Raw genomic sequence first — 22,752 nt, 5'->3', positions numbered from 1 at the left:
GGAGTGGCATTCCTTGCAGGCTCCGCTTTCGTGCGCGGGGGCGGCCAGATTGGCGTGGAAGGCCGCCCCTTGCTGCAGCTGCTCCCCGTCCAGAGCCCTTCGATGCCGGTCATGCGGTTGCTGGCGATCTTGTTGGCTGCCAGCAGCTCGTTGCGCTTCAGGTGCAAGCTTCAGGTGCCATCAAGGCTGCTTGCGCACCATCTTCTTGCGCCGTTCGGCATCCAGGCCCGGCGTCTGGCGCATGTCGGTATCGACCTGGCCGGAGGCGAGGTCGTCATGGGCCTGGCGCATCACCGGATCGGGCGCATCGCTGGTAGCGTCCAGGCTCTGGTCGCGCTCGTGCGGAAGGCGCAGGCCCTGTTCGGATGCGTCGGATGCATCGGATTCACCAGGCGCATGGGGCGCCTTGCCGACCTGTCCGGGCAGCTTGGTCTGGCCATCGCCCGACGGCTTCGCCTGTGTGGGTGCAGAGGACTTGGATGCGGATGGGGTCTTGTCTTTCATGGCGTCTTCCTTTCATTCGCGGCCCTGCGCAGGCGGCGCTTGGGCCATGGTCTCTTGGCCCTTTCGCAGCCGCCGTGGGACCACGCCGAAAGCGCAGGAACGAAAAGATGCCTCGCGCATGAACGCCGTTCTCAGGCACGCCGATTGCCCTGTGCCGGGGTGCGAAAAATGGCCACAGGCCACTGGCGCGATGTCCGCAAGGCCCGGTCGCCGCGTTCCTACGGCACATGGCCGCAAGCGCGCACGCCGGCGGCGCGCCACGGCGATCACGATAGACATCACTTTCAACTGCCAAGGAGCACATTCCATGACGCAATCGAATCCCGCAAACCGTGACCCGGTGTCCGACGCGCCCGGCGCACATCCCGTGGGCACCGGCATAGGCGCTGCAGGCGGTGCCGTGACCGGCGCTGCATTCGGCGCAATGGGCGGCCCCATCGGTGCTGCCGTGGGCGGTGTGGCCGGTGCCGTGGTCGGCGGGCTGGCCGGCAAGGGCGCGGCCGAAGCCGTCAATCCCACGGTCGAGGACGCCTACTGGCGCGACGCCTACCAGAACGAGCCCTACTACGTGGCAGGCCGCAGCTACGAGGAGTACCGCCCCGCCTACGAGCTGGGCTGGAACGCGGCCGCCGCGCGCCGCGATGCCGATTTCGATGCCTTCGACGCCGAATGGGAGCGCGAATGGACCACGCGCCGTGGCGCCAGCCACCTGGACTGGGATCAGGCCCGGCCCGCAGCGCGCGCAGCCTGGGAGCGCGCAGGCGTTCGCGATGTCCGTGATGACACGGGGACCATCGTGGCACCGGCCTACACCGGCGACATCGACAACGACGATGTGGCCGACGTGCTCAACGACCTGCTCGAATCCTGCCGCGATGGCGAGTACGGCTTTCGCACCTCGGCCGAGAACGCCGACTCGCCGGACCTCAAGACCCTGTTCCTGCGCCACAGCGCCGAGTGCGGCGCCGCCGCGCTGGAGCTGGAGGCCGAGATCCGCAAGCTGGGCCGCGAGCCCGCATCGGGCGGCACGGTGGCCGGCGCGCTGCACCGGGGCTGGGTGTCGGTGAAGACGGCGCTGACCTCGCAGGACGACAAGGCCGTGCTGGAGGAGTGCGAGCGCGGCGAGGATTCCGCCGTGGCCCAGTACCGCAAGGCGCTCAAGCAGCCGCTGCCTCCGGCCATCCGCGTGATGGTGGAGCGCCAGGCCCAGGGCGCGCAGCGCAACCACGACGAAGTGCGCGATCTGCGCGACCGCATGCGCGCGGCCTCCTGACCCGGCACAGGATGCCTGGGGGTTGCTAGCCGCCTACGCCGTACGGCGCAAAGCGGCTGGCGTTCTCATCCACATGCAGCGCCTTTCCCACATAGGGAAAGGCGCGCTGCGTGCACTGGTCGCGCTCGCAGACCTTGCAGCCCATGCCGATGGGCGTGGCCGATTCCGGGTCGCCCAGGTCCAGCCCCTTGGCATAGACCAGGCGCGCGGCATGGCGTATGTCGCAGCCCAGGCCGATGGAGAAGGTCTTGCGCGGCGAACCATAGCCGCGCTGGCCATGCGAGACCGAGCGTGCAATCCACAGGTAGCGCCGCCCGTCGGGCATGCTGGCGAGCTGGCGCAGCACCTGGTCGGGCTGGCCGAAGGCCTCGTACACCGTCCACAGCGGGCAGGTGCCGCCGGTGCGGCTGAAGTGGAAATGCGTGGCCGACTGGCGCTTGGAGATATTGCCCGCGCGGTCCACGCGCACAAAGAAGAAGGGCACGCCGGGCGCGCCGGGCCGCTGCAGCGTGCTCAGCCGGTGGCAGACGGTTTCAAAGCCCACGCCAAAGCGCTGGCCCAGCAGGTCGATGTCATAGCGCAGCTGCTCGGCCGATTCCAGGAACAGGTCGTAGGGCAGCAACAGCGCGCCCGCAAAGTAGTTGGCAAGGCCCACGCGGGCGAGCTTGCTTGAGGCCGGGTCGCCCTGGAAGGCAGCGGTGGCGATCAGCCGGTCCAGCGTGTCGCCCATCTCCAGCAAGGCCAACTGCGTGCCCAGCTGGAAGGCCTGTTGCGCAGGCTCCAGCGCCGAGGACAGCCACAGCGAGCGCGTGGCCGGGTCGAACCGGCGCTGGCTTTGCCGGGAGTCTTCCAGGCGATGCACCTGCACGCCGTGGCGCTGCTGCAGCCGCCGGACCAGCCAGTCAGCCAGATGGCCCGGGTCCGCACGCGCCTCGCCGGCCAGAGCCTGGGCCGCGCGGTCCACTTCATCGAAGTAGTTCTGGTGCGCAAAGAAGAAATCGCGCACGGCCTCGAACGGCATGGTGCGCGCCACCGGCATGTCCGAGCGGTCATCGCCCAGCCTGAGCGACATGCTCTCGATGCGCTCCAGGGCTTCCAGATGGCGGCGGTGCAGCGCCATCACCGCACGTCCCAGGGCGGGCATCTGCGCGGCGACTTCCTGCAGCTCGGGCAGGGCAATGGATTCGGGCGCCTCGGCAAGGGCCTCGCGCAGGCCGGCGACCAGGCGCGCTTCCTCGTCCTCCGAGAACTGCTGGATATCGACGCCCAGCGCGCGGTTGAGCTTGAGCAGCACCGACACCGTCAGCGGCCGCTGGTTCTGCTCCAGCTGGTTCAGGTAGCTGGGCGACAGGCCCAGCGCGTGGGCCAGGGCGATCTGGGACAGGCCGTGCTCCGCGCGCAGTTTGCGCAGCTTGACGCCCATGAACGTCTTCTTCATGGCTGTTTCCTCGGGTGGCTGTTATTCGCAGAATTTGCAAATTCACGGACTTCGTTTCGCAAGAATTCGCCTTTTCAGCACTATGGTAGGGGCGCTATTTTGCGTAAATTGCGAAACATGACAACACCCACCGGAACCGCCGAGCTGCATGAACTGGTATTGCCCGCGCTGGCCAACCACCACGGCACGCTGTTCGCGGGCCAGGGCCTGCAGCTCATGGCCAAGGCGGCCTTTCTCGCTGCGCGCAGCCTGGCACAGCGCGAGGTCGTGATGGCCGCCGTCACCGGCGTGGACTTCCTGGCGCCCGTGCCCGTGGGCCACGAGATCGTCCTGCGCGGCTGGGTCAGCCGCATCGGGCGCAGCTCCATGACGGTCTGCGTCACCGCGTCGGCCCAGGCTCCGGGCATTGCCTGCGAGGACGTGCTCAAGGGCCTGTTCGAGATGGTGGCTGTCGACCACAACGGCCTTCCTGCGGCCATTGCCCATTCCTATCTGAACCAGGAGACCCTTTCATGAGTACCACGACCATCGACGCGCCATCTGCGCCAACTTCGTCATCTGCGTCCGCATTCAAGCCCAAGAAATCCGTCGCGCTGTCGGGCGTGACCGCCGGCAACACCGCGCTGTGCACCGTGGGCCGCTCGGGCAATGACCTGCACTATCGCGGCTACGACATCCTGGACATTGCCGAGGTCTGCGAGTTCGAGGAGATCGCCCATCTGCTGGTGCACGGCAAGCTGCCCACGCGCCCCGAACTGCAGGCCTACAAGACCAAATTGCAGGCGCTGCGCGGCCTGCCGGCCAGCGTCAGGCAGGCGCTGGAGCAGCTGCCTGCCGGCGCCCATCCGATGGACGTGATGCGCACCGGCGTCTCGGCCCTGGGCTGCGTGCTGCCGGAAAAGGACGACCACAACCTGGCGGGTGCCCGCGACATTGCCGACCGGCTCATGGCCAGCCTGGGCTCCATGCTGCTGTACTGGTACCACTGGAGCAATTCGGGCCGGCGCATCGAGGTGGAGACCGACGACGACTCCATCGGCGGCCACTTCCTGCACCTGCTGCACGGCCACCGTCCGTCCGAAGGCTGGGTGCGCGCCATGCACACATCGCTCAACCTCTATGCAGAGCATGAGTTCAACGCCTCCACCTTCACGGCGCGCGTGATCGCGGGCACGGGCAGCGATATGTATTCCTCCATCGCGGGCGCCATCGGCGCGCTGCGCGGGCCCAAGCATGGCGGCGCCAACGAGGTGGCCTTCGAGATCCAGAAGCGCTACGACACGCCCGACGAGGCCGAGGCCGACATCCGCCGCCGCGTCGATGCCAAGGAAGTGGTGATCGGCTTCGGCCACCCGGTCTACACCGTCAGCGACCCGCGCAACGTGGTCATCAAGGGCGTGGCCAAGCGCCTGTCCGACGAGGCCGGAACCACCCGCATGTACGACATTGCCGACCGGCTGGAATCGGTGATGTGGGAGGTCAAGAAGATGTTCCCCAACCTGGACTGGTTCAGCGCCGTCAGCTACCACATGATGGGCGTGCCCACGGCCATGTTCACGCCGCTGTTCGTGATCGCGCGCACCAGCGGCTGGGCAGCGCACGTGATCGAGCAGCGCCAGGACAACAAGATCATCCGCCCCAGCGCCAACTACACGGGGCCGGATGACCAGAAGTTCGTGCCCCTCGATGCGCGCGCCTGAGCCGCCGCTGTCCTGAACCTGGCGGGCGGGCTGCAGGCCTGCCCGCATTGCATCCGCCCCATGAACCACACCCACAAGAAACCCCTGCCCGGCACCACGGTGCACTACATCGACGCCCGCGCCGCCGTCGATGCGCTCTCGCCCGGCGCCTGGGCACGCCTGCCCTACACCGCCCGCGTCCACGCCGAGAACCTCGTGCGCCGCGCCGATCCCGCACAGCTGGACGGCTACCTGCTGCAGCTCATCGAGCGCCGGCGTGACATCGACTTTCCCTGGTACCCCGTGCGCGTGGTCTGCCATGACATCCTGGGCCAGACCGCCCTGGTGGACCTGGCCGGCCTGCGCGACGCCATCGCGGCCGAAGGCGGCGACCCGGCCCAGGTCAACCCCGTCGTGCCCGTGCAGCTCATCGTGGACCACTCGCTGGCCGTGGAGTGCGGCGGCTTCGATCCCGATGCCTTCGTAAAGAACCGCGCCATCGAGGACCGCCGCAACGAGGACCGCTTCCACTTCATCGAGTGGACAAAAAAAGCCTTCGCCAACGTGGATGTGATCCCTGCAGGGAACGGGATCATGCACCAGATCAATCTGGAGAAGATGTCCCCCGTGGTGACAGTGCAGGATGGCCTGGCCTTCCCGGACACCTGTGTCGGCACCGACTCGCACACGCCCCATGTCGATGCCCTGGGCGTGATCGCCGTGGGCGTGGGCGGCCTTGAGGCCGAGAACGTCATGCTGGGCCGCGCCTCCTGGATGCGCATGCCCGAGATCGTGGGCGTGCGCCTCACGGGCCGGCGCCAGGGCGGCATCACCGCCACCGACATCGTGCTGGCCCTGACCGAATTCCTGCGCCAGCAAAAGGTGGTGGGCGCCTATGTGGAATTCTTTGGCGAGGGCGCCGACAGCCTGAGCATCGGCGACCGCGCCACCATCTCCAACATGTGCCCCGAATACGGCGCCACGGCGGCCATGTTCTCCATTGACGACCAGACCCTGGCCTACCTGCGCCTGACCGGCCGCGACGAGGCCCAGGTGCGCCTGGTCGAGGCCTATGCGCGCACCGCAGGTTTCTGGAGCGACAGCCTGGCCGATGCCCAGTATGAGCGCGTGCTGCAGTTCGACCTGTCCACCGTGGTGCGCAACATGGCCGGTCCCTCGAATCCGCACCGGCGCCTGCCCACCTCGGCCCTGGCCGAGCGCGGCATTGCCGATGCGGCCAAGCTGCAGGCCGCCCGCGCCCAGGAGCGCCAGGGCCTGATGCCCGATGGGGCCGTCATCATCGCGGCCATCACCAGCTGCACCAACACCAGCAACCCGCGCAATGTCATCGCCGCGGCGCTGCTGGCGCGCAATGCCAACCGCCTGGGTCTGGCGCGCAAGCCCTGGGTCAAGTCCTCGCTGGCGCCGGGCTCCAAGGCCGTGGAGCTGTACCTGAAGGAGGCCGGGCTGCTCAGCGAGCTGCAGCAGCTGGGCTTTGGTATCGTCGCCTTTGCCTGCACCACCTGCAACGGCATGAGCGGCGCGCTGGACCCCAGGATCCAGCAGGAAATCGTCGAGCGCGACCTCTACGCCACGGCCGTGCTCTCGGGCAACCGCAACTTCGACGGGCGCATCCATCCGTATGCCAAACAGGCCTTCCTGGCCTCGCCGCCGCTGGTCGTGGCCTATGCGCTGGCGGGCACCATCCGCTTCGACATCGAGCAGGACGTGCTGGGCGTGGTGGAAGGCCGCGAGATCCGCCTCAAGGACCTGTGGCCCGCCGACGAGGAGATCGACGCCATCGTTGCCCAGGCCGTGCGCCCCGAGCAATTCCGCGCCGTCTACGAACCCATGTTCGCCATCCGCAAGGACGATGGCGACAAGGCGCGGCCCCAGTACGACTGGCGCCCCCAGTCCACCTACATCCGCCGCCCGCCGTACTGGGACACCGAAGGCGTGGGCGCGCTGGCGGCCTTCCCGCGCACGCTGCGCAACATGCGGCCGCTGGCGCTGCTGCCCGACAACATCACCACCGACCACCTGTCGCCCTCCAACGCCATCCTGGCCGACAGCGCGGCGGGCGAATACCTGGCGCGCATGGGCCTGCCCGAGGAAGACTTCAACTCCTACGCCACCCACCGCGGCGACCACCTGACGGCCATGCGCGCCACCTTCGCCAACCCGCAGCTGGTCAACGAGATGGCCGTCATCGACGGCGTGCAGCACAAGGGATCGCTGGCGCGCATCGAGCCTGAAGGCCGCGTGGTGCGCATGTGGGAGGCCATGGAAACCTACCTGAACCGCCGCCAGCCGCTGATCATCATCGCGGGCGCCGACTACGGCCAGGGCAGCTCGCGCGACTGGGCGGCCAAGGGAGTGCGGCTGGCCGGAGTCGAGGCCGTGGTGGCCGAAGGCTTCGAGCGCATCCACCGCACCAACCTCATCGGCATGGGCGTGCTGCCGCTGCAGTTCCTGCCGGGCACCGACCGCAAGACCCTGTCCCTGGACGGCACGGAGGTCTATGGCGTGGAAGGCGAGCGCACGCCGGGCACCCAACTCACGCTGGTGGTCGAGCGCAGAAACGGCCAGACGCTGCGCGTGCCCGTGACCTGCCGGCTGGACACGGCCGAGGAGGTATCGGTCTACGAGGCCGGCGGCGTGCTGCAGCGGTTTGCGCAGGACTTCCTGGCACAGGCTCAGGCAGCCTGAGAAGGGGGCGTGCCAGCGGCCAGCGGCTGGCGCGCCAGCTCGATGAAGGCCTGCAGATAGTCGGTCTGCAGGTCCGCCACGCGCGCGCCCAGGAAGATCTGCTTGGCAATGCCCTGGGCGCCCAGGCGCACGGGAACCACGTCCAGCTTGCCCGCGTACTCCTGCACCAGCCAGCGCGGCAGGGCCGCCACGCCCCGGCCGCTGGCCACCATCTGCATCATGATGTCCGTGGTCTCTATGGCCTTCTGGCGGCGCGGCGTGATGCCTGCCGGCATGAGGAACTGGTTGTAGATGTCCAGCCGGTCCATGGGAACGGGATAGGTGATCAGCACCTCGGGCGCGAGCTGGGCGGCCTCCACGAAATCGGCCCCTGCCAGCGCATGCGCGCTGGAGACCACCAGCACCTGCTCGTAGTCGAACACAGGCACGAACTCCAGGCCCGCCTTGAACAGCGGATCGGGCGTGACCAGCAGGTCGATCTCGTAGCCGAACAGCGCGCCGATGCCGCCGAACTGGAATTTCTGCTTCACATCCACATCCACATCGGGCCAGCTCGCCAGATAGGGCGCGACGATCTTGAGCAGCCACTGGTAGCAGGGATGGCACTCCATGCCGATGCGCAGCGCGCCGCGCTCGCCCTGGGCGAACTGGCGCAGCCGCTCCTCGGCCAGGTCCAGCTGGGGCAGCACGCGCTGGGCCACGGCCAGCAGGTACTGGCCGGCCTGCGTCAGGCGCAGGCTGCGGCCTTCGCGCAGCCAGATGTCCGTGCCCAGCTGCTGCTCCAGCTTCTTCATGCTGTGGCTCAGCGCCGACTGCGTCACGCACAGCACGCCGGCCGCCGCCGTCAGCGAGCCCTGTTTTTCGACTTCACGGACGATGGCGAGGTGGGTGCGTTCGAGCATGCAGCCTCGGCCTCAACGCGGATCCTGGCTGTCCAGGCGTGCCAGTATGTCCAGTGCCTGCTTGGCATCGCCACTGGCAGCCAGCGTGCGAAAGCGCGTTTCCATGTCAAACGCCGTGATGGCCTGCGTGCTCAATTCTTCGACCAGCTTGTTGATGCTCAGTCCCCGGTTGCGGGCTAGCGATTTCAGGCGCTGCGCCGTGTCGTCGGGCAAACGGATGGTCAGGGTGCTCATGGCTGTTCCTCCAGATCCAGGTATTGGGCGGGCGTCAGAATGCGCAACTGCGGCCAGGCCAGTTCCCCGCGGCTCAGGTCGCGCACATTGTGGGTCACGATGACTTCGGCATTGCCCGCCACGGCCAGCTCGATCAGGTGGTTGTCTCCCTCGTCTGGCAGATTGGGGCGCCAACCATAGTAAACGTTGACCCAGCGTCCGGCATGCGCCAGTGCGGCCAGCACCTGCCGGCGTTCGTCGGCCGTCGTGGCGTCAGTCCAGACGTCGCGGCCAAGCAGGTCTTCGTACTCCTGCCACAGGGCATTGCCAAACAAAGGCATGGCCTGCCCTTGGAGTACGCGGCGCAGCACTTCGCGCGATGCGCCCCCGCCAGAGCGCAGGGCGGAGACAAACACATTGGTGTCCAGAACGATCAAACGCATGGCTGATGCTAGCGCATATGCAGTCATGACTATCATTCATCACCTCGGTTTCCCCATCGGCGCCCGGTGCACTACGCAGCCGGTGCGCCGGGCTGCAGGGCGCCGTGCAGGAAGGACTGCTCCATCACGGCCGCCACGCTGGCCCGCGCAACACGGCCGCGCCGCTCCGCATCCAGCAGCCCCACGACCATGGAAAGCCACAGCTCGGTCATGGCCGCAGCCGTGATGTCGATGCGGAACACGCCGGCCTGCTGGCCGCGCAGGAAAAAGGCATCCATGGCCGCCACCCATTCGCTCTCTATCTGGCCGACCACCGAGATGTCGGAGCGCCAGAAATACATCAGGAACAGCAGCAGCGTCTGGTGGTCCTGGCAGTGGGCGGTGAGGCGGCGCAGCGCCTCCAGCGGCGCGTGGCGCTCCAGCTCGGCCGCGTGCATGGCGCGCGACAGGGTGTCGGCCGCATGCCCGATGAGCCGGTCGATGAGCTGGTCGCGCGTGGGGCAGAAGCGGTAGAGCGTGGCCTTGCTGATGCCGATGGCGCGTGCCAGCTCCTGCAGATTGGCCTTGGGATCGTCCAGCAGCGCCAGTGCCAGTGCGCCCAGCAGCTTGCCTTCGTCCTCTTGCTTGGTGCTCGTCATCGCTTGTCATGCCTCCTTGGAAAGTGCGGGGATTTTATCTGTTGATGTTCTAAAGTATCAAATGAATCGATGTTGACTCATTTGATTCTGATATGTACCATCGCGGCCTTCGTATCGAACTCAATCAGGTTGTGAACATGAGCATGCGTCTGAACAAGCGACGTGGCCTGCCGCTGGCGGCCCTGGTGCTGGCCGCCCTGGCCGCCCTTGCAGCGGGCTGCGGCCGCAACGAGGCTCCGGCCGCAGCGGGTGACGCGCTGCCCGTGGTGCAGGCCGTCACCGTGCAGCCCGCGCCGCTGGCCCTGTCCAGCGAGCTGCCGGGCCGTATCGAGCCTGTGCGCGTGGCCGAGGTGCGTGCGCGGGTGGCCGGCATCGTGCTGCGCCGCCATTTCGAGGAAGGTGCCGACGTCCGGGCCGGCCAGGTGCTGTTCCAGATCGACCCGGCGCCCCTGCGCGCCGCCCTGTCCCGTGCACAGGGCCAGCTGGCCAGCGCCGAGGCGGCCCTGCTCGATGCGCGTGCCGTGGTCGGCCGCAACGCGCCGCTGGTGGCGCAGGAGGCGGTCAGCCGCCAGGACTTCGAGGCCATGCAGGCCCGCCTGCAGGCGGCCCAGGCCGCGCGGCAGTCCGCCCAGGCCGAGGTGCAGGCGGCCGCCCTGAATCTGGAATACGCCACGGTCAGGGCGCCGATCGCGGGCCGCATCGGCCGTGCGCTGGTCACCGAGGGCGCCCTGGTGGGCCAGGGCGAGGCCACGCCCATGGCGCTGGTCCAGCAGCTCGACCCGGTCTATGCCGACTTCCAGCAGCCCGTGGCCGAAGCCCAGCGCCTGCGCGCGGCCCTGGCCGAGGGCCGCCTGGCACAGACGGCGGGCAAGGACGGCACGCCGGTCTCCCTGAAGGTGGACGGCACGGGCCTGCAGCGCACGGGGCAGCTGCTGTTCTCGGATGTGACGGTGGACCGCGGCACGGGCCAGATGGCGCTGCGCGGGCGCTTCGACAACCGCGACGGCATGCTGCTGCCCGGCATGTATGTGCGCGTGACCGTGGGCCAGGGCGTGGACCCTGCCGCCATCCTGGTGCCGCAGCGGGCCGTGCAGCGCAGCACCGACGGGCAGGCCCACGTGCTGGTGGTGGACGGCCAGGACACGCTGCAGATGCGCCCCGTGCAGACCGCGGCCATGCATGGCGCGCAGTGGCAGATCAGCGCAGGCCTCAAGGGCGGCGAGCGCGTGGTGGTGGGCCGCATGGCGGGCCTGCAGCCAGGGGCGCGGGTTCGGGTCACGGCCCTTTCCGATGCCGCTGCCTCCCCTACGGCGGGGCTGTCCGGCACCTTCAGCGCCTCCGGCAGCTCCGCCACGTCCAGCGACTGAGCCGGCGCCTGCCCAAGGAATAGACCATGTCCAAGTTCTTCATCAACCGCCCCAACTTCGCCTGGGTGGTGGCCATCTTCATCATGCTCGCCGGGCTGCTGGCCATACCGGCGCTGCCCGTCTCCCAGTTTCCCAACGTGGCGCCGCCGCAGATCTCGATCACCGCCAACTATCCGGGCGCCTCCGCCACCACGGTGATGGAGTCGGTGACCAGCGTCATCGAGGAGGAGCTCAACGGCACCAAGGGGCTGCTGTACTTCGACTCCTCCAGCGGCTCCACGGGCCTGGCCGAGATCACGGCCACCTTCGCCCCGGGCACCGAGCCCGCGCTGGCCCAGGTGGAGGTGCAAAACCGCATCAAGAAAGCCGAGGCGCGCCTGCCCGCGTCCGTGATGCAGATGGGCCTGCAGGTCGAGCAGGCCAGCGCCAACTTCCTGATGATCTACTCGCTGACCTACAAGGACGGCAGCGGCAACAGCGGCAACAGCGAGGTGGCCCTGTCCGACTACGCCGTGCGCAACATCAACAACGAGATCCGCCGCGTGCCCGGCGTGGGCAAGGTGCAGTTCTTCGCGGCCGATGTGGCCATGCGCGTGTGGGTCGATCCGAACAAGCTGCTGGGCTACGGCCTGTCGGTGGCGGACGTGAACGCGGCCATCGCCGCCCAGAACGCGCAGGTGCCGGCCGGCAGCTTTGGCGCCTCGCCCGCAGGGCCCGGCCAGGAGCTGAGCGCCACCATTGCCGTCAAGGGCACGCTGGCCTCGCCCGAGGAGTTCGGCCAGATCGTGCTGCGTGCCAGGGCCGATGGCTCGGCCGTGCGCCTGGCCGATGTGGCGCGGCTGGAGGTCGGCCAGCTGGACTACAGCTTTTCCTCGCGCGAGGACGGCCGCCAGGGCGTGGCCGCCGCCGTGCAGCTGGCGCCCGGCGCCAACGCCATGCAGACGGCCAAGGCCGTCAAGGCGCGCCTGGCCGAGCTGTCGCAGAACTTCCCTGCCGGCATCCAGTACGCCGTGCCCTATGACACCTCGCGCTTCGTGGAAGTGGCCATCGGCAAGGTCATCCAGACCCTGGTGGAGGCCGTGGCGCTGGTGTTCCTGGTGATGTGGCTGTTCCTGCAGAACCTGCGCTACACGCTGATTCCCACCATCGTCGTGCCCGTGTGCCTGGCCGGCACCCTGGGCGTGATGTATGCGCTGGGCTTTTCGGTGAACATGATGACCATGTTCGGCATGGTGCTGGCCATCGGCATCCTGGTGGACGACGCCATCGTGGTGGTGGAGAACGTGGAGCGCCTCATGGCCGAGGAGGGGCTGTCGCCGCTGGCGGCCACGGTCAAGGCCATGCAGCAGGTCTCGGGCGCCATCGTCGGCATCACCCTGGTGCTGGTGGCGGTGTTCCTGCCGCTGGCCTTCATGAGCGGCTCGGTGGGCGTGATCTACCGGCAGTTCTCGCTGTCGCTGGCCGTGTCCATCCTGTTCTCGGGCCTGCTGGCGCTGACCTTCACGCCGGCGCTGTGCGCCACGCTGCTCAAGCCCGTTGCCAAGGGCCATCACGCCGAGCGCAAGGGCTTCTTCGGCTGGTTCAACCGCCGCTTCGCGGCGCTGACCGAGCGCTTCGACCTGCTCAACCAGCGGCTGGTGCGCCGCGCCGGGCGCTGCATGCTGGTGTATGCCGCCATCGTGGCCGGGCTGGGCGTGGCGTACACGCGCATGCCCGAATCCTTCGTGCCCTACGAGGACATGGGCTACTACATCGTCGGCGTGCAGCTGCCGCCGGGCGCCACCACGGAGCGCACCAAGGCCATGGTCAAGGACATGGAGGACTATGTCCAGAGCCGCCCCGCCACGGCCCAGGCCGAGTTCCTGATGGGCTACAGCTTCTCGGGCATGGGGCAGAACGCGGCCCTGGCCTTCGTCACGCTCAAGGACTGGTCGGTGCGCGGCGCCGGGCAGGCGTCGTGGGACGAGGTGCAGGCCTTCAACCAGCGCTTTGCCAGCCTGTCCGACGGCACCGTCATGGCCGTGGACCCGCCACCCATCGACGGCCTGGGCAACTCCGGCGGCTTTGCGCTGCGCCTGCAGGACCGCGCCAGCCTGGGCCGCGAGGCGCTGATCGCCGCGCGCGACCAGCTGCTGGCCAAGGCCAATGCCTCGCCCATCATTGCCTACGCCATGATGGAAAACCTGGAGGATGCGCCCCAGCTGCGGCTGGACATCGACCGGCGCAAGGCGCAGGCCCAGGGCGTGGATTTCAGCGCCATCAACACGGCCCTGTCCACCGCCTACGGCTCGGCCGTGATCAACGAGTTCCCCAACGCGGGCCGCCTGCAGCGCGTGGTGGTGCAGGCCGATGCCCAGGCCCGCGCGCGGCCCGAGGACATCCTGCGCCTGCACGTGCCCAACGCCGCCGGCCAGCAGGTGCCGCTGTCGGCCTTTGCCACGGTGCGCTGGGAAAGCGGGCCGGTGCAGATCTCGCGCTACAACGGCTATCCGGCCTTCCGCATCTCGGGCGATGCCAAGCCGGGCCACACCACGGGCGAGGCCATGGCCGAGCTGGAACGCATCATGGCCGAGATGCCGCGCGGCATAGGCTACGAGTGGACGGCCCTGTCCTTCCAGGAGAAAGCCGCCGGTGCCCAGGCGCCCAAGCTGTTCGCGCTGGCCATCGTGGTGGTGTTCCTGCTGCTGGTGGCCCTGTACGAGAGCTGGAGCATTCCCGCCGCCGTGATGCTGATCGTGCCCATAGGCGCGCTGGGATCGGTGCTGGCCACCTCGGCCGTGGGCCTGTCCAACGACGTGTACTTCAAGGTGGGCCTGATCACCATCATCGGCCTGGCGGCCAAGAACGCCATCCTGATCGTGGAGTTCGCCAGGGACCTGCATGCCCAGGGGCACAGCCTGGCGCAGGCCGCGCTGCAGGCGGCGCGGCTGCGCTTTCGGCCCATCGTCATGACCTCGCTGGCCTTCATCCTGGGCGTGGTGCCGCTGGCGCTGGCCTCGGGCGCGGGCGCCTCCAGCCAGGCCGCCATCGGCTTCGGCGTGATCGGCGGCATGCTGTCGGCCACGCTGCTGGGGGTGGTCTTCGTTCCCGTCTTCTTCGTCTGGGTGCTGTCCCTGTTCCGGCGCAAGGCGCCGGCCGGCACCCCGCCTGCCCTGCAGGCCCCGGCAACCCCCATCGAGTAAGCGCCATGTCCATGCACTTCTTCCCACGCGCCCTGTGTGCGCTGGCCGCCAGCCTGGTGCTGGCGGGCTGCTCCCTCGCCCCGGTCCACCAGCGTCCGCAGGCGCCCATTCCCACGCAATGGCCGCAGCAGGATGCCGCGCCCGTGCTGTCCTCGTCGGCGGCCACGCTGGACTGGAACAGCTTCATCGCCGACCGCCAGCTGCGCCAGCTGGTGGACCTGGCCCAGGCCCACAACCGCGACCTGCGCCAGACCCTGCTCAACGTGGAGGCGGCACGCGCCCTGTACCAGGTGCAGCGCGCCGACCGCCTGCCGGGCGTGGGCCTGCAGGGCGGCGGCACGCGCCAGCGCCTGCCGGGCGACATGAATGCCACGGGCCAGCCGCAGGTGCAGGGCAGCTGGCAGGCCGGCCTGGGGCTGGCCGCCTTCGAGCTGGACCTGTTCGGCCGCGTGCGCAACCTGTCCGAAGCCGCCCTGGGCGAGTACCTGGCCACCGAAGAGGTCGCGCGCGCCGCCCGCATCAGCCTGGGTGCCGAAGTGGTGCAGGCCTACCTGTCCCGCGACGGGGCCCTGCGCCGCCTGCAACTGGCGCAGCGCACGCTGCAAAGCCGTGAATCCTCGCTGCGCCTGACCGCGCAGCGGCGCCAGGCGGGCACGGCCACCGCCCTGGACCACCAGGACGCCCTGGGCCTGGCCGCCCAGGCCCGCGCCGACGTGGAGCGCAGCGAACGCGAGCTGCGCCAGGCCGGCAACGCCCTGCTGCTGCTGACGGGCGTGGAGGATCTGACGCCGTACCTGTCTGCACAGTCCGCACAGTCCGCAGGGTCTGCACAGTCGGCAAAGTCGTCCGACGTACCCCTGCTGCTGCAGGACCTGTCGGCCGGCACGCCTTCCGAACTGCTCATCCACCGGCCCGACATCCAGGCGGCCGAGCACCGGCTGCGCGCGCGCAGCGCGGACATTGGTGCGGCGCGCGCGGCCTTCTTCCCGCGCATCTCGCTCACCGGCTTCCTGGGATCGTCCAGCGCCGATCTGTCCGACCTGTTCCGCTCGGGCCAGCGCGCCTGGTCGTTCACTCCCCAGGTCACGCTGCCCCTCTTCGACGGGGGGCGCAACCGCGCCAACCTCGACCTGGCCGTGCTGCGCAAGGACATGGCCGTGGCAGCCTACGAGCAGGCCATCCAGACCGCCTTCCGCGAAATGGCCGACGCCCTGGCCGCCACCGACACGCTGCGCCGCGAGGAAGCCGCGCGCCTGGCGCTGCGCGACAGCAGCCGCGAAAGCCTGCGGCTGGCGCAGGCCCGTTACCAGGCGGGGGTGGACGACCATCTGCGCTACCTGGACGCACAGCGCAACGCCTTCGCCAATGAAAGCGCCTACATCGATACCGTGACCCAGCGGCAGCTGGCGCTGGCCCAGCTGTTCCGCGTGCTGGGCGGCAGCTGGACTGCGCCGCCGCCACCATCACAGTCCCAGCCTGTGGCGGCCTTCCAGCAGCCCTGAGCACCGAGCAGCCCTGAGCCCCTGCTACGCCGCCTCCACCCGCGCGTTGTAGGCCGCCAGGGTCCGCTGCCAGGCGGGCCGGGCCAGGCATCTGTCGCGGTAGGCCTCCACGGCGGGGCAGGGCGCGGTCAGCGTGCGGTCCGGGATGCAGGCGAGCACATGCGCCATCAGGATGTCGGCCACCGTGAATTCGTCGGTGGCAATGAAGCGGCGCCCGTCCAGCCAGCGCTCCAGGTTGCCCAGCATGCGATGCGCCCAGCCCACCAGGAATTCGCGGTGCTTGCCGCAGCTGCCATCGGCCGTCCAGTCCAGCACCATCAGGCTGAGCAGCGGGGGCTCTACCGTGTTCATGGCTGCAAAGCACCAGCGCAGCACCTGTGCCTCGCCGGTTGCATCGGAGGGCATCAGCCGGCCGCACTTTCTGGCCAGATGCAGCACGATGGCGGCCGACTCCGAAATCACCTGCCCGTCATCGTCCAGCGCCGGAATCTGCTCGAAGGGACTGAGCCGGCGGTAGGCCTCGGTGTTCAGGTCATGCGCGGGATGGTCCATGCCCGCGATCTCGAAGGGCAGCTGCATCTCTTCGAGTGCCCACAGCACGCGCAGATCGCGCGTGCGGCCGCGTGCGCCGGCATTGACCCTGGAAAAACCATAGAGCTTGAGCATGGTGGCGTTCTCCGCAGTGGTGATCCTGCCGGCCATGCTACTCGTGGCTGCCGAGGTGTGGGCACCACCTGGCGTCCCGTTCACGGCCGCCCGTTCACAGCGCCCCGAACACCTCGGGCAAGGCGGCATCGCGCGGCATGCCGCCATAGCTCTTGGTGCCGCCCTGGCTGTCGATCACCACGATGCCCGGCGTGCCACGGAACCCCAGGGACATCATCAGCTTGCGGTGGGCCTCCAGCGTCTTGCGCACGTCGGGGCTGACGCTGAAGGCGGGCGCTATGCCGCCCTGGGCGGACTTTTTCTCGTGCTCCATCAGTGCGGCCGCGCGGTCCGGGGCCTGCAGGATGGCGGCGGCCTTGGCCGGGCTGTCGTCCCGGATCACGCCGACCAGGATGTGGCGCAGCTGCACCTTGCCCGCATCCACCCAGGGACGCGCGGCCTCCCAGAACTTGTGGCAGTACTTGCAGTTGGGGTCGGTGAAGGTATAGATCACGCGCGGCGCATCGGCCTTGCCGTCGGGCACCCAGTTGGAGGCCTCCAGCTGCGCCTGCACGGTGTCGCCCGCCGGCTTGGCGGCCTGAGCCTTGGCCTGGGGGGCCTGGGCGGTGGCAGGACCTTCTGCGGCCATGGCCCATCCCGCCGCCAGAAAGAGGCTGGCAGCCATGCCTGCAAAAAGGACGGTGCGTTGAAGATGCATGGGAACTCCTTGAAACGGTTGAATAGGGGGCAGCGGGTTTCGCAGGGTGGCTAGTCTATTGCCAGCACGTCCTGCCCGCCGCATCCCCCTGGCCGACCGTCAGAACGAGCCACGCAGCGTCAGCATCACATTGCGCGGATCGCCGTAGTGACTGCTGTTGAGCAGATTGCCCACGGAGACGTAGTAGGTCTTGTCGAACATGTTGTTGAAGTTCAGCGACGCTTCCCACTGGCGGTTGATGCGATAGCGCACATAGCTGCTCCAGACCGCGCGGCCGGGCACATGCACGGCCACGGCGCCGACCTGGCGGTAGTTGGAGCTTTGGGCATTGACGCCGCCACCTATGGTGAAGGCATTCCACTCACCGGGCAGCTGGTAGGTGGTCCAGGCGCGCAGCAGGTGGCGCGGCGTGTAGGTGTTGAAGCTCTTGCCCTGGTTGTTCAGGTCCTGGGCGTACTTGTTGCTGTTGTAGGTGTAGCCCGTGAACAGCTTCCAGCCGCGCGCCAGCTCGCCGCTGACCTCGGCATCCAGCCCCTGGCTGGTGACCTTGCCGGTGTCGGTGTAGCAGTAGTAGCCGTCGCGGCAGGTGGGGCTGGTGCTCAGGTCCTCCTGGGCGCGGTGGTTCTGGTTCACGCGGTACAGCGCAAGCGACGTGTTCAGCCTGCCGTCCATCAGCTCGCCCTTGATGCCGACCTCGTAGGTGTCGCCCATGATGGGCTTGAGGTTCTCGCCGGCCGCGTTCAGCAGCGTCTGGGGCTTGAAGATGCTGGCGTAGCTGGCATAGGCGTTCCACTGCGGATTGATGGCGTAGATGGCGCCCGCGAACGGCATGAACCGGGTATTGCCCTGATGGGTGCTGTTGAAGCTGGGCACGCCGGCGCTGCGCAGGTAGGTGTCCCAGTCGCTCTTGTAGTTGCTCAGCCGTCCGCCCACCACCAGCTTGAGCGGATCGCTGACCTGCAGGCGCAGCGCGCCGTAGACGCCGGCCTGCTGCACCATGGCCCTGCGTTGTTCGTTGAACACGGCTGCCAGGGCTGCATCGCTGGGCTCGGGAATGTGGGCGTTGGGCGCCGTCACATCGATGGGGTTGGCCGCCGTCAATGCGTTGTAGGTGGGGTTGGCGTGCGAGCGGCTGTAGGTTGCGCCCAGCACCAGCTCGTGCTGGCGGCCGAAGGCATCGATGTCGCCGGTCACGTGGGCATCCAGGCCGGAGGCGTTCATGCGCGCCTGGGTCATGGCCGCGATGTTGCCCCCCAGCATGGTGGAGGGATTGACCGCGCGCAGCGAGGCCGCGTACTTCATGTCCAGCTCCTCGCGCACGTGGATGGCCGAGACCTTGGCGCGCCAGCGGTCGTTGAACTGGTGAGACAGGTCTGCGTACAAGGCCTTGTTGCTGTTGTCCTGGCGGTTCCAGTCGGCGCCCAGGAAGGTGGAGCGCGGCAGGCCGATGTCGGCGCCCGTGGAGTAGCGCGGCAGGCCCGAGATGAAGGGCCGGCCCTTTATGCTCTCGATGCTGGCGCCCACGCTGACCTGCGTGTCGGCCGACAGCCGGTAGTCCAGCGTGCCGTACAGCGTGGTGTTCTTGCTGTTCACGTAGTCGATGAAGGAGTGCTCGTCCTGTCGGTCCAGCACGGCGCGGCCGCGCAGCGTGCCGTCCTGGTTGAGGGAGCCGCTGGCATCGATCTGCGCGCCATAGCGGTCCCAGGAGCCGGCCTTGGCCATGACGCTGACGCCTGGCTCGGTCAGGGGGCGCTTGCGCACCAGGTTGACGGCGCCGCTGGGGTCGCCGCCGCCCTGCACCAGGCCCGTGGCGCCGCGCAGCACTTCCACGCGGTCATAGATGACCGAGCTGCCTGCGTAGTTGCTGGCGCGGCCGTACAGGCGCTCCACGGGAATGCCGTCGTACTGCATGCCCGTCACGTCCAGGCCGCGCGAATAGATGTACTTGCCGCCCTGCGGGCTTTGCAGCAGCGTGATGCCCGTGGTGCTGGCCAGGGCCTCGTAGACCGAGGTGATGTTCTGCTCCCTCATCAACTGGTCGGTGACCACGCTGACGGATTGGGGCGTGTCCTTGAGCGCCTGCTCGCTCTTGCCGATGCTCACGGCCCGCGCCGCATAGGCGCCCGTGCCTTCGGTGGCCGTGCTGCGCAGGGCCTGCGCGGTCACGTGGACCTCGCCCAGCGTCAGCGCGCCGGCCGCGGGCCGGGGTGCGGGCTTGAGCGTGAAGCCGCCGCTGCGCTCCGTGGCCACGGCCATGCCCGAGCCGCCCAGCAGCTGCTCCAGCGCCTGGCGTGGCGTGAACCGGCCCTTGACGGCCTGGGCGCTGCGCCCGGTCAGATCGGCCTCGTCGAACAGCACCTGCTGCCCGGACTGCTTGCCGAACGCACCCAGCGCCGTGGCCAGCGGCTGGGCCGCAATGTCGAACGGCAACTGCTGCGCACGCGCCTCCTGTGCCGGTACCTGCGCTTGCGATGGAACAGGCAGCGCCATCGCTGCCACCGCGCCGGCCACCAGCAGCGCCATGGCGCCCTGGCGTGCCGTGCACATCTGTGCTCCCGCTTGGTCGTGGCGCGTCTGCGCCGTCAGTCCCTGGCCCCCCAGGGCCCCTCTCAGTTGTCTTGCCCGCTTCACGTTTGAATCCTGCGTCATGTCTGCACGGCGCCCATGCGCCCCATCGCACCGTGCGCGCAGGCCCGGGCCCTTGCCCGGCATACCCACCAGTCCATGCCGGCCCGGCCACCAGGCCCAGCCCGCCGGTTTGCGCGCGCGGCGCACCGCGTTTGCGGCCGTTGGCTGGGGGGCGAAGTCCTGCTTCGGCCCTGCTGGCTGGCAGCCGAGGGAGTGCCGGAAAAATCCGGTCCCTATCTGTTCAAGACGAGGTTTTGGCGAAGACCACGAACCTGTGTTGCTGTGGTTGTTTGAAACAATTTGTAAACAGAGTGGTTTCGCCGGTCGGCTCAGCGCCTGGCAATCAGCCATCCGCCCGAGGCCTGCCTTCGCACGCGCACGGGAATCAGGTCCGGCAGCAGCTCGATGAAGGGCTCGGGCGCGGCCGTGGAGAAAAACGCCGACACGGGCAGGCTGCCCAGTTCCTCGGAAGCCAGCACCACGGGCTGGCCCAGGTAGCGCGACAGCTCCCGGGCCACCTCGTCCAGCGGCGTGCGCCTGAACCGCAGCTGCCCGGTGCGCCAGTCGCCCACCGTGTCCGCAGGCGCGGCCACCGTGTCATGGCCGCCCGTCACGGGGTCGATGGACACGCCGCTTGCCGGGCCCAGCAGCATCACCGGCCCGTCTGCGGCATCGCGGTCGGCGCGCACCTCGACCTTGCCGCGCAGCACCTTCACCACCAGGCGCGGCGGCGCAGCCCGCACGTTGAAGGCCGTGCCCACCACCTTCACGCGGCTGCGGCCCGAGTCCACGGTGAAGGGCCGCGATGCATCCGGCGCCACCTCGAAGAAGGCCTCGCCGCTGTCCAGCACCACCTCGCGGCGGCGCGGGTAGTAGCGCACCTGCAGCGTGCTGCTGAAATTCACAGTCACATGGCTGCCATCGGGCAGGTCCACCTCGCGCGTTTCGCCCGGCCCGGTCGCCATCTGCAGCGTGTAGCGCGCCGTGTTGTCCCAGGTATGCCAGCCGCCCACCAGCAGGGCGCAGCACAGGGCAACGCCTGCCGTGGCGAAGGCGGCCCGCCAGCGGCCAGGCCAGGTCTGCATGGCAGACGGCGCTGTGCGCCGACGCGCAGGCTCATGGGCCGGCGGGCGCTGTGCCTTTACCTGCTTCTGTGCCTGTGCCTGTGCCTGTGCCTGTGCCTGCACGCGCTCCTGCTGCAGCTGGCCGAACAGCTGGCGCGTGCGGCCCATGCTGTCGAAGATCTCGCGGTGAAAGGGGTCCGCCTGCAGCCAGGCGTCCAGCGCGCGCTCGTCCGCGCCCGTCCAGCCCGCCGTCTGGCGGCGCGTGAACCACTGGGCGGCGGCTTCGTGCAGGTCCACCAGCGTGTCTGGCGCCATTCCTGGGGGCGGTGTCTTGTTCATGGCGTGGGGCCGCGTCCTGGGGTGTGTTCGGAAGGTGGCGCTGCGTCGGCGCGCAGGCGCTGCATCTGCTCCATGCTGCCGTATTGCAGGCGCAGCTCGCAGTAGGCATAGGCGCGGCTCACATGCCGGGACACCATGCGCAGCGAGATGTCCATGCGCTGCGCCACTTCCTCCTGCGTGAATCCTTCCATGATGTGCAGCGTGAACGCCTCGCGCTGGCGCTCGGGCAGCTCGCCCAGCGCATCGTCCAGGCGGGCCAGGTACTGGCGGTTCTGGGCCTGGCGCACGGGGTCATGACTGTCATCGGCCGCCAGGCCCTGCAGTTCATCACCGCAGTTGTCAGCCGACACCGTGGCCAGGGCCTGGGCCCCGCCCTGCCGGCGCCACTGGTCCACGGCGAGATTGCTGGCGGCGCGGCTCAGGTAGGCCTGCTCCTTGCCCTCTTCGGGCAGGCGGCCCGAGGCCGCCATCTGAGTGAACACCTGCTGGGCCGTGTCCTCGGCCTGCGCTCGGCTGCCCAGGCGCCCCTGCAGCAGCCGCACCAGCGGCTGGCGCCAGCGCGCATACAGCGCGGCCAGTGCGGAGGGTGGTGCCATGCCGCCCTGCGTGGCGAAGGGGTCTCGTTTCACGGCCGCCGCCCCGCATCAGGCAGCCATGGCGCGGCCACCCGGGGCAGGGCGCGGGCGGCGGTCAGGCAGGCGGTGGTCGGGGAGGGCAGGGGCACGGCGCGCGGCAGCTTGCCAGCGGTCCGGAGCGGCTGCCGGGCCTGGGCTGGCTGAAAACAGCGGCGATTGTACTGAGATTGATTCTCATTGGCGCGGGTGCGGGGGTGCTTTACATGGGTGGGACGGCACCGTGCCGTGGCTCCGGCTCCAGAACCACGGCGTCCAGCCCGCTGTCCTGGAACCAGCAGCCATCCTGCGCAACCACTTCATGCTGCCCGCGCAGTTGAGGCCCCCGTGCATGCAGGCGTACCCGGGCGGTATGGCCGGTGGCCCAGGGCATGTCCTGGCCGAAGGGAACGATCAGCAGGGCTCGCGGCGACAGGTGCCCGGCTTGCAGGTTGCCTGGCGCAGGCGCCAGCCCCTGAAGGGATTGGCGCGCCTGGACCTCCACCCCAACCACCCAGGCCCAAAGAATGCTGGGCGCGCTCCTGGCCCAGACATGCAGCTGCAGCAGCGCACTGCCGCCGTTCTCAAGCGCGTGGGTACAGACCTGCACGCTGGCCGGCGCAGCGCTCCAGCCCGGCAGCCATTGCTGCAGGACATGCGCCATCTGGCGGGCATCCGGCTGCGCAGGCAGGCCGGGCGGCAGTTGCATGGACCGCCATGGCCGCTGCGCCAAAACAGCGGCGCACCGCTGCGCACACCACCATGCGCCATGGGGATCGGCCTGCGCACAGGCGTCTGACACCATGGGCAGCCGCGCCCAGCGCACCCTGCCCGTGGAGCCGCGCGCCTGGTAGTACCAGAACGAGTGGAAGCGCAGGCCGGGGATGAAACGGTGGA

Annotated in this window: 19 protein-coding genes; 7 read left to right on the top strand and 12 right to left on the bottom strand. The window is 69.0% G+C overall.

Annotation, left to right across the window (positions count from 1 at the left end):
* Positions 1 to 180: 180 nt before the first annotated feature.
* Positions 181 to 504, bottom strand: a complete 324-nt coding sequence (locus ACF8NF_RS23365) for a hypothetical protein (protein ID WP_016448411.1) — start codon at positions 502 to 504, stop codon at positions 181 to 183.
* Positions 505 to 811: 307 nt separating this feature from the next.
* Between ACF8NF_RS23365 and ACF8NF_RS23360 the strand changes: the two genes are divergently transcribed.
* A complete protein-coding gene (locus ACF8NF_RS23360) occupies positions 812 to 1,777 on the top strand; it encodes a PA2169 family four-helix-bundle protein (protein ID WP_392451343.1) in 966 nt (321 codons plus the stop codon).
* Between the two features lie 25 nt (positions 1,778 to 1,802).
* Here the strand turns inward: ACF8NF_RS23360 and ACF8NF_RS23355 are convergent, their stop codons facing one another.
* A complete protein-coding gene (locus ACF8NF_RS23355) occupies positions 1,803 to 3,215 on the bottom strand; it encodes a short-chain fatty acyl-CoA regulator family protein (RefSeq protein WP_016448409.1) in 1,413 nt (470 codons plus the stop codon).
* Between the two features lie 117 nt (positions 3,216 to 3,332).
* Between ACF8NF_RS23355 and ACF8NF_RS23350 the strand changes: the two genes are divergently transcribed.
* The 3 genes from ACF8NF_RS23350 to acnD are packed head-to-tail and all read left to right on the top strand — an operon-like array spanning position 3,333 to position 7,603.
* Complete coding sequence (locus ACF8NF_RS23350) at positions 3,333 to 3,731, top strand: acyl-CoA thioesterase (RefSeq protein ID WP_016448408.1); 399 nt, start codon at positions 3,333 to 3,335, stop codon at positions 3,729 to 3,731.
* Positions 3,728 to 4,915, top strand: a complete 1,188-nt coding sequence (gene prpC, locus ACF8NF_RS23345; protein WP_026062818.1) for a 2-methylcitrate synthase — start codon at positions 3,728 to 3,730, stop codon at positions 4,913 to 4,915. Before ACF8NF_RS23350 ends, prpC begins: the two co-directional genes overlap by 4 nt.
* 60 nt (positions 4,916 to 4,975) lie before the next feature.
* Positions 4,976 to 7,603, top strand: a complete 2,628-nt coding sequence (acnD, locus tag ACF8NF_RS23340; protein WP_392451342.1) for a Fe/S-dependent 2-methylisocitrate dehydratase AcnD — start codon at positions 4,976 to 4,978, stop codon at positions 7,601 to 7,603.
* Here the strand turns inward: acnD and ACF8NF_RS23335 are convergent.
* From ACF8NF_RS23335 to ACF8NF_RS23320, 4 genes are all read right to left on the bottom strand, one after another.
* A complete protein-coding gene (locus ACF8NF_RS23335; RefSeq protein WP_017407102.1) occupies positions 7,591 to 8,505 on the bottom strand; it encodes a LysR family transcriptional regulator in 915 nt (304 codons plus the stop codon). The genes acnD and ACF8NF_RS23335 overlap by 13 nt on opposite strands.
* A 12-nt stretch (positions 8,506 to 8,517) precedes the next feature.
* Entirely contained in the window at positions 8,518 to 8,739 is a 222-nt protein-coding gene (locus ACF8NF_RS23330) for a ribbon-helix-helix protein, CopG family (RefSeq protein ID WP_043821639.1), read from the bottom strand.
* On the bottom strand, positions 8,736 to 9,161 hold the full coding sequence (locus ACF8NF_RS23325) for a putative toxin-antitoxin system toxin component, PIN family (RefSeq protein ID WP_043821641.1): 426 nt from the start codon (positions 9,159 to 9,161) through the stop codon (positions 8,736 to 8,738). The genes ACF8NF_RS23330 and ACF8NF_RS23325 overlap by 4 nt, the downstream gene beginning before the upstream one ends.
* A gap of 71 nt (positions 9,162 to 9,232) precedes the next feature.
* Entirely contained in the window at positions 9,233 to 9,799 is a 567-nt protein-coding gene (locus ACF8NF_RS23320; protein WP_392451341.1) for a TetR/AcrR family transcriptional regulator, read from the bottom strand.
* Positions 9,800 to 9,936: 137 nt separating this feature from the next.
* Here ACF8NF_RS23320 and ACF8NF_RS23315 point away from each other — a divergent pair, with 137 nt between their 5' ends.
* Genes ACF8NF_RS23315 through ACF8NF_RS23305 form a run of 3 tightly spaced genes read left to right on the top strand, consistent with a single transcriptional unit; the run spans position 9,937 to position 15,850 of the window.
* Positions 9,937 to 11,166: an efflux RND transporter periplasmic adaptor subunit gene (locus ACF8NF_RS23315; protein WP_392451340.1), complete on the top strand. Its 1,230-nt coding sequence runs from the start codon at positions 9,937 to 9,939 to the stop codon at positions 11,164 to 11,166.
* A 26-nt stretch (positions 11,167 to 11,192) separates the two neighbouring features.
* The gene (locus ACF8NF_RS23310; RefSeq protein ID WP_392451339.1) at positions 11,193 to 14,348 is read left to right on the top strand and encodes a multidrug efflux RND transporter permease subunit; all 3,156 of its coding nucleotides are present in this window, start codon (positions 11,193 to 11,195) and stop codon (positions 14,346 to 14,348) included.
* Positions 14,349 to 14,353: 5 nt separating this feature from the next.
* Positions 14,354 to 15,850: an efflux transporter outer membrane subunit gene (locus tag ACF8NF_RS23305; protein ID WP_392451338.1), complete on the top strand. Its 1,497-nt coding sequence runs from the start codon at positions 14,354 to 14,356 to the stop codon at positions 15,848 to 15,850.
* A gap of 24 nt (positions 15,851 to 15,874) precedes the next feature.
* Here ACF8NF_RS23305 and ACF8NF_RS23300 read toward each other — a convergent pair whose 3' ends face one another.
* The 6 genes from ACF8NF_RS23300 to ACF8NF_RS23275 all read right to left on the bottom strand — a co-directional run.
* Positions 15,875 to 16,552: a glutathione S-transferase family protein gene (locus tag ACF8NF_RS23300; protein ID WP_228676846.1), complete on the bottom strand. Its 678-nt coding sequence runs from the start codon at positions 16,550 to 16,552 to the stop codon at positions 15,875 to 15,877.
* Between the two features lie 58 nt (positions 16,553 to 16,610).
* A complete protein-coding gene (dsbG, locus tag ACF8NF_RS23295) occupies positions 16,611 to 17,213 on the bottom strand; it encodes a thiol:disulfide interchange protein DsbG (RefSeq protein ID WP_123695648.1) in 603 nt (200 codons plus the stop codon).
* Between the two features lie 99 nt (positions 17,214 to 17,312).
* Positions 17,313 to 19,844 (bottom strand): TonB-dependent siderophore receptor, encoded by a 2,532-nt coding sequence (locus tag ACF8NF_RS23290; RefSeq protein ID WP_392451337.1) that lies wholly within the window; start codon positions 19,842 to 19,844, stop codon positions 17,313 to 17,315.
* Between the two features lie 326 nt (positions 19,845 to 20,170).
* Positions 20,171 to 21,244, bottom strand: coding sequence for a FecR family protein (locus ACF8NF_RS23285; protein WP_392451336.1), 1,074 nt, complete (start codon positions 21,242 to 21,244; stop codon positions 20,171 to 20,173).
* On the bottom strand, positions 21,241 to 21,840 hold the full coding sequence (locus ACF8NF_RS23280; RefSeq protein WP_047327957.1) for an RNA polymerase sigma factor: 600 nt from the start codon (positions 21,838 to 21,840) through the stop codon (positions 21,241 to 21,243). Before ACF8NF_RS23280 ends, ACF8NF_RS23285 begins: the two co-directional genes overlap by 4 nt.
* Before the next feature lie 238 nt (positions 21,841 to 22,078).
* Positions 22,079 to 22,752: hypothetical protein (locus ACF8NF_RS23275; protein ID WP_392451335.1), on the bottom strand; the 674-nt coding region annotated here is incomplete at its 5' end.

Source organism: Delftia sp. WSY_22 (assembly GCF_043104185.1).
GTDB lineage: Bacteria > Pseudomonadota > Gammaproteobacteria > Burkholderiales > Burkholderiaceae_C > Comamonas > Comamonas tsuruhatensis.
This window is presented reverse-complemented; position numbering and strand designations above follow the sequence as displayed.

Coding starts and splice junctions, on each gene's coding strand:
- ACF8NF_RS23365 (WP_016448411.1), bottom strand. CDS start 504: ATGAAAGACAAGACCCCATCCGCATCCAAGTCCTCTGCACCCACACAG.
- ACF8NF_RS23360 (WP_392451343.1), top strand. CDS start 812: ATGACGCAATCGAATCCCGCAAACCGTGACCCGGTGTCCGACGCGCCC.
- ACF8NF_RS23355 (WP_016448409.1), bottom strand. CDS start 3,215: ATGAAGAAGACGTTCATGGGCGTCAAGCTGCGCAAACTGCGCGCGGAG.
- ACF8NF_RS23350 (WP_016448408.1), top strand. CDS start 3,333: ATGACAACACCCACCGGAACCGCCGAGCTGCATGAACTGGTATTGCCC.
- prpC (WP_026062818.1), top strand. CDS start 3,728: ATGAGTACCACGACCATCGACGCGCCATCTGCGCCAACTTCGTCATCT.
- acnD (WP_392451342.1), top strand. CDS start 4,976: ATGAACCACACCCACAAGAAACCCCTGCCCGGCACCACGGTGCACTAC.
- ACF8NF_RS23335 (WP_017407102.1), bottom strand. CDS start 8,505: ATGCTCGAACGCACCCACCTCGCCATCGTCCGTGAAGTCGAAAAACAG.
- ACF8NF_RS23330 (WP_043821639.1), bottom strand. CDS start 8,739: ATGAGCACCCTGACCATCCGTTTGCCCGACGACACGGCGCAGCGCCTG.
- ACF8NF_RS23325 (WP_043821641.1), bottom strand. CDS start 9,161: ATGCGTTTGATCGTTCTGGACACCAATGTGTTTGTCTCCGCCCTGCGC.
- ACF8NF_RS23320 (WP_392451341.1), bottom strand. CDS start 9,799: ATGACGAGCACCAAGCAAGAGGACGAAGGCAAGCTGCTGGGCGCACTG.
- ACF8NF_RS23315 (WP_392451340.1), top strand. CDS start 9,937: ATGAGCATGCGTCTGAACAAGCGACGTGGCCTGCCGCTGGCGGCCCTG.
- ACF8NF_RS23310 (WP_392451339.1), top strand. CDS start 11,193: ATGTCCAAGTTCTTCATCAACCGCCCCAACTTCGCCTGGGTGGTGGCC.
- ACF8NF_RS23305 (WP_392451338.1), top strand. CDS start 14,354: ATGTCCATGCACTTCTTCCCACGCGCCCTGTGTGCGCTGGCCGCCAGC.
- ACF8NF_RS23300 (WP_228676846.1), bottom strand. CDS start 16,552: ATGGCCGGCAGGATCACCACTGCGGAGAACGCCACCATGCTCAAGCTC.
- dsbG (WP_123695648.1), bottom strand. CDS start 17,213: ATGCATCTTCAACGCACCGTCCTTTTTGCAGGCATGGCTGCCAGCCTC.
- ACF8NF_RS23285 (WP_392451336.1), bottom strand. CDS start 21,244: ATGAACAAGACACCGCCCCCAGGAATGGCGCCAGACACGCTGGTGGAC.
- ACF8NF_RS23280 (WP_047327957.1), bottom strand. CDS start 21,840: ATGGCACCACCCTCCGCACTGGCCGCGCTGTATGCGCGCTGGCGCCAG.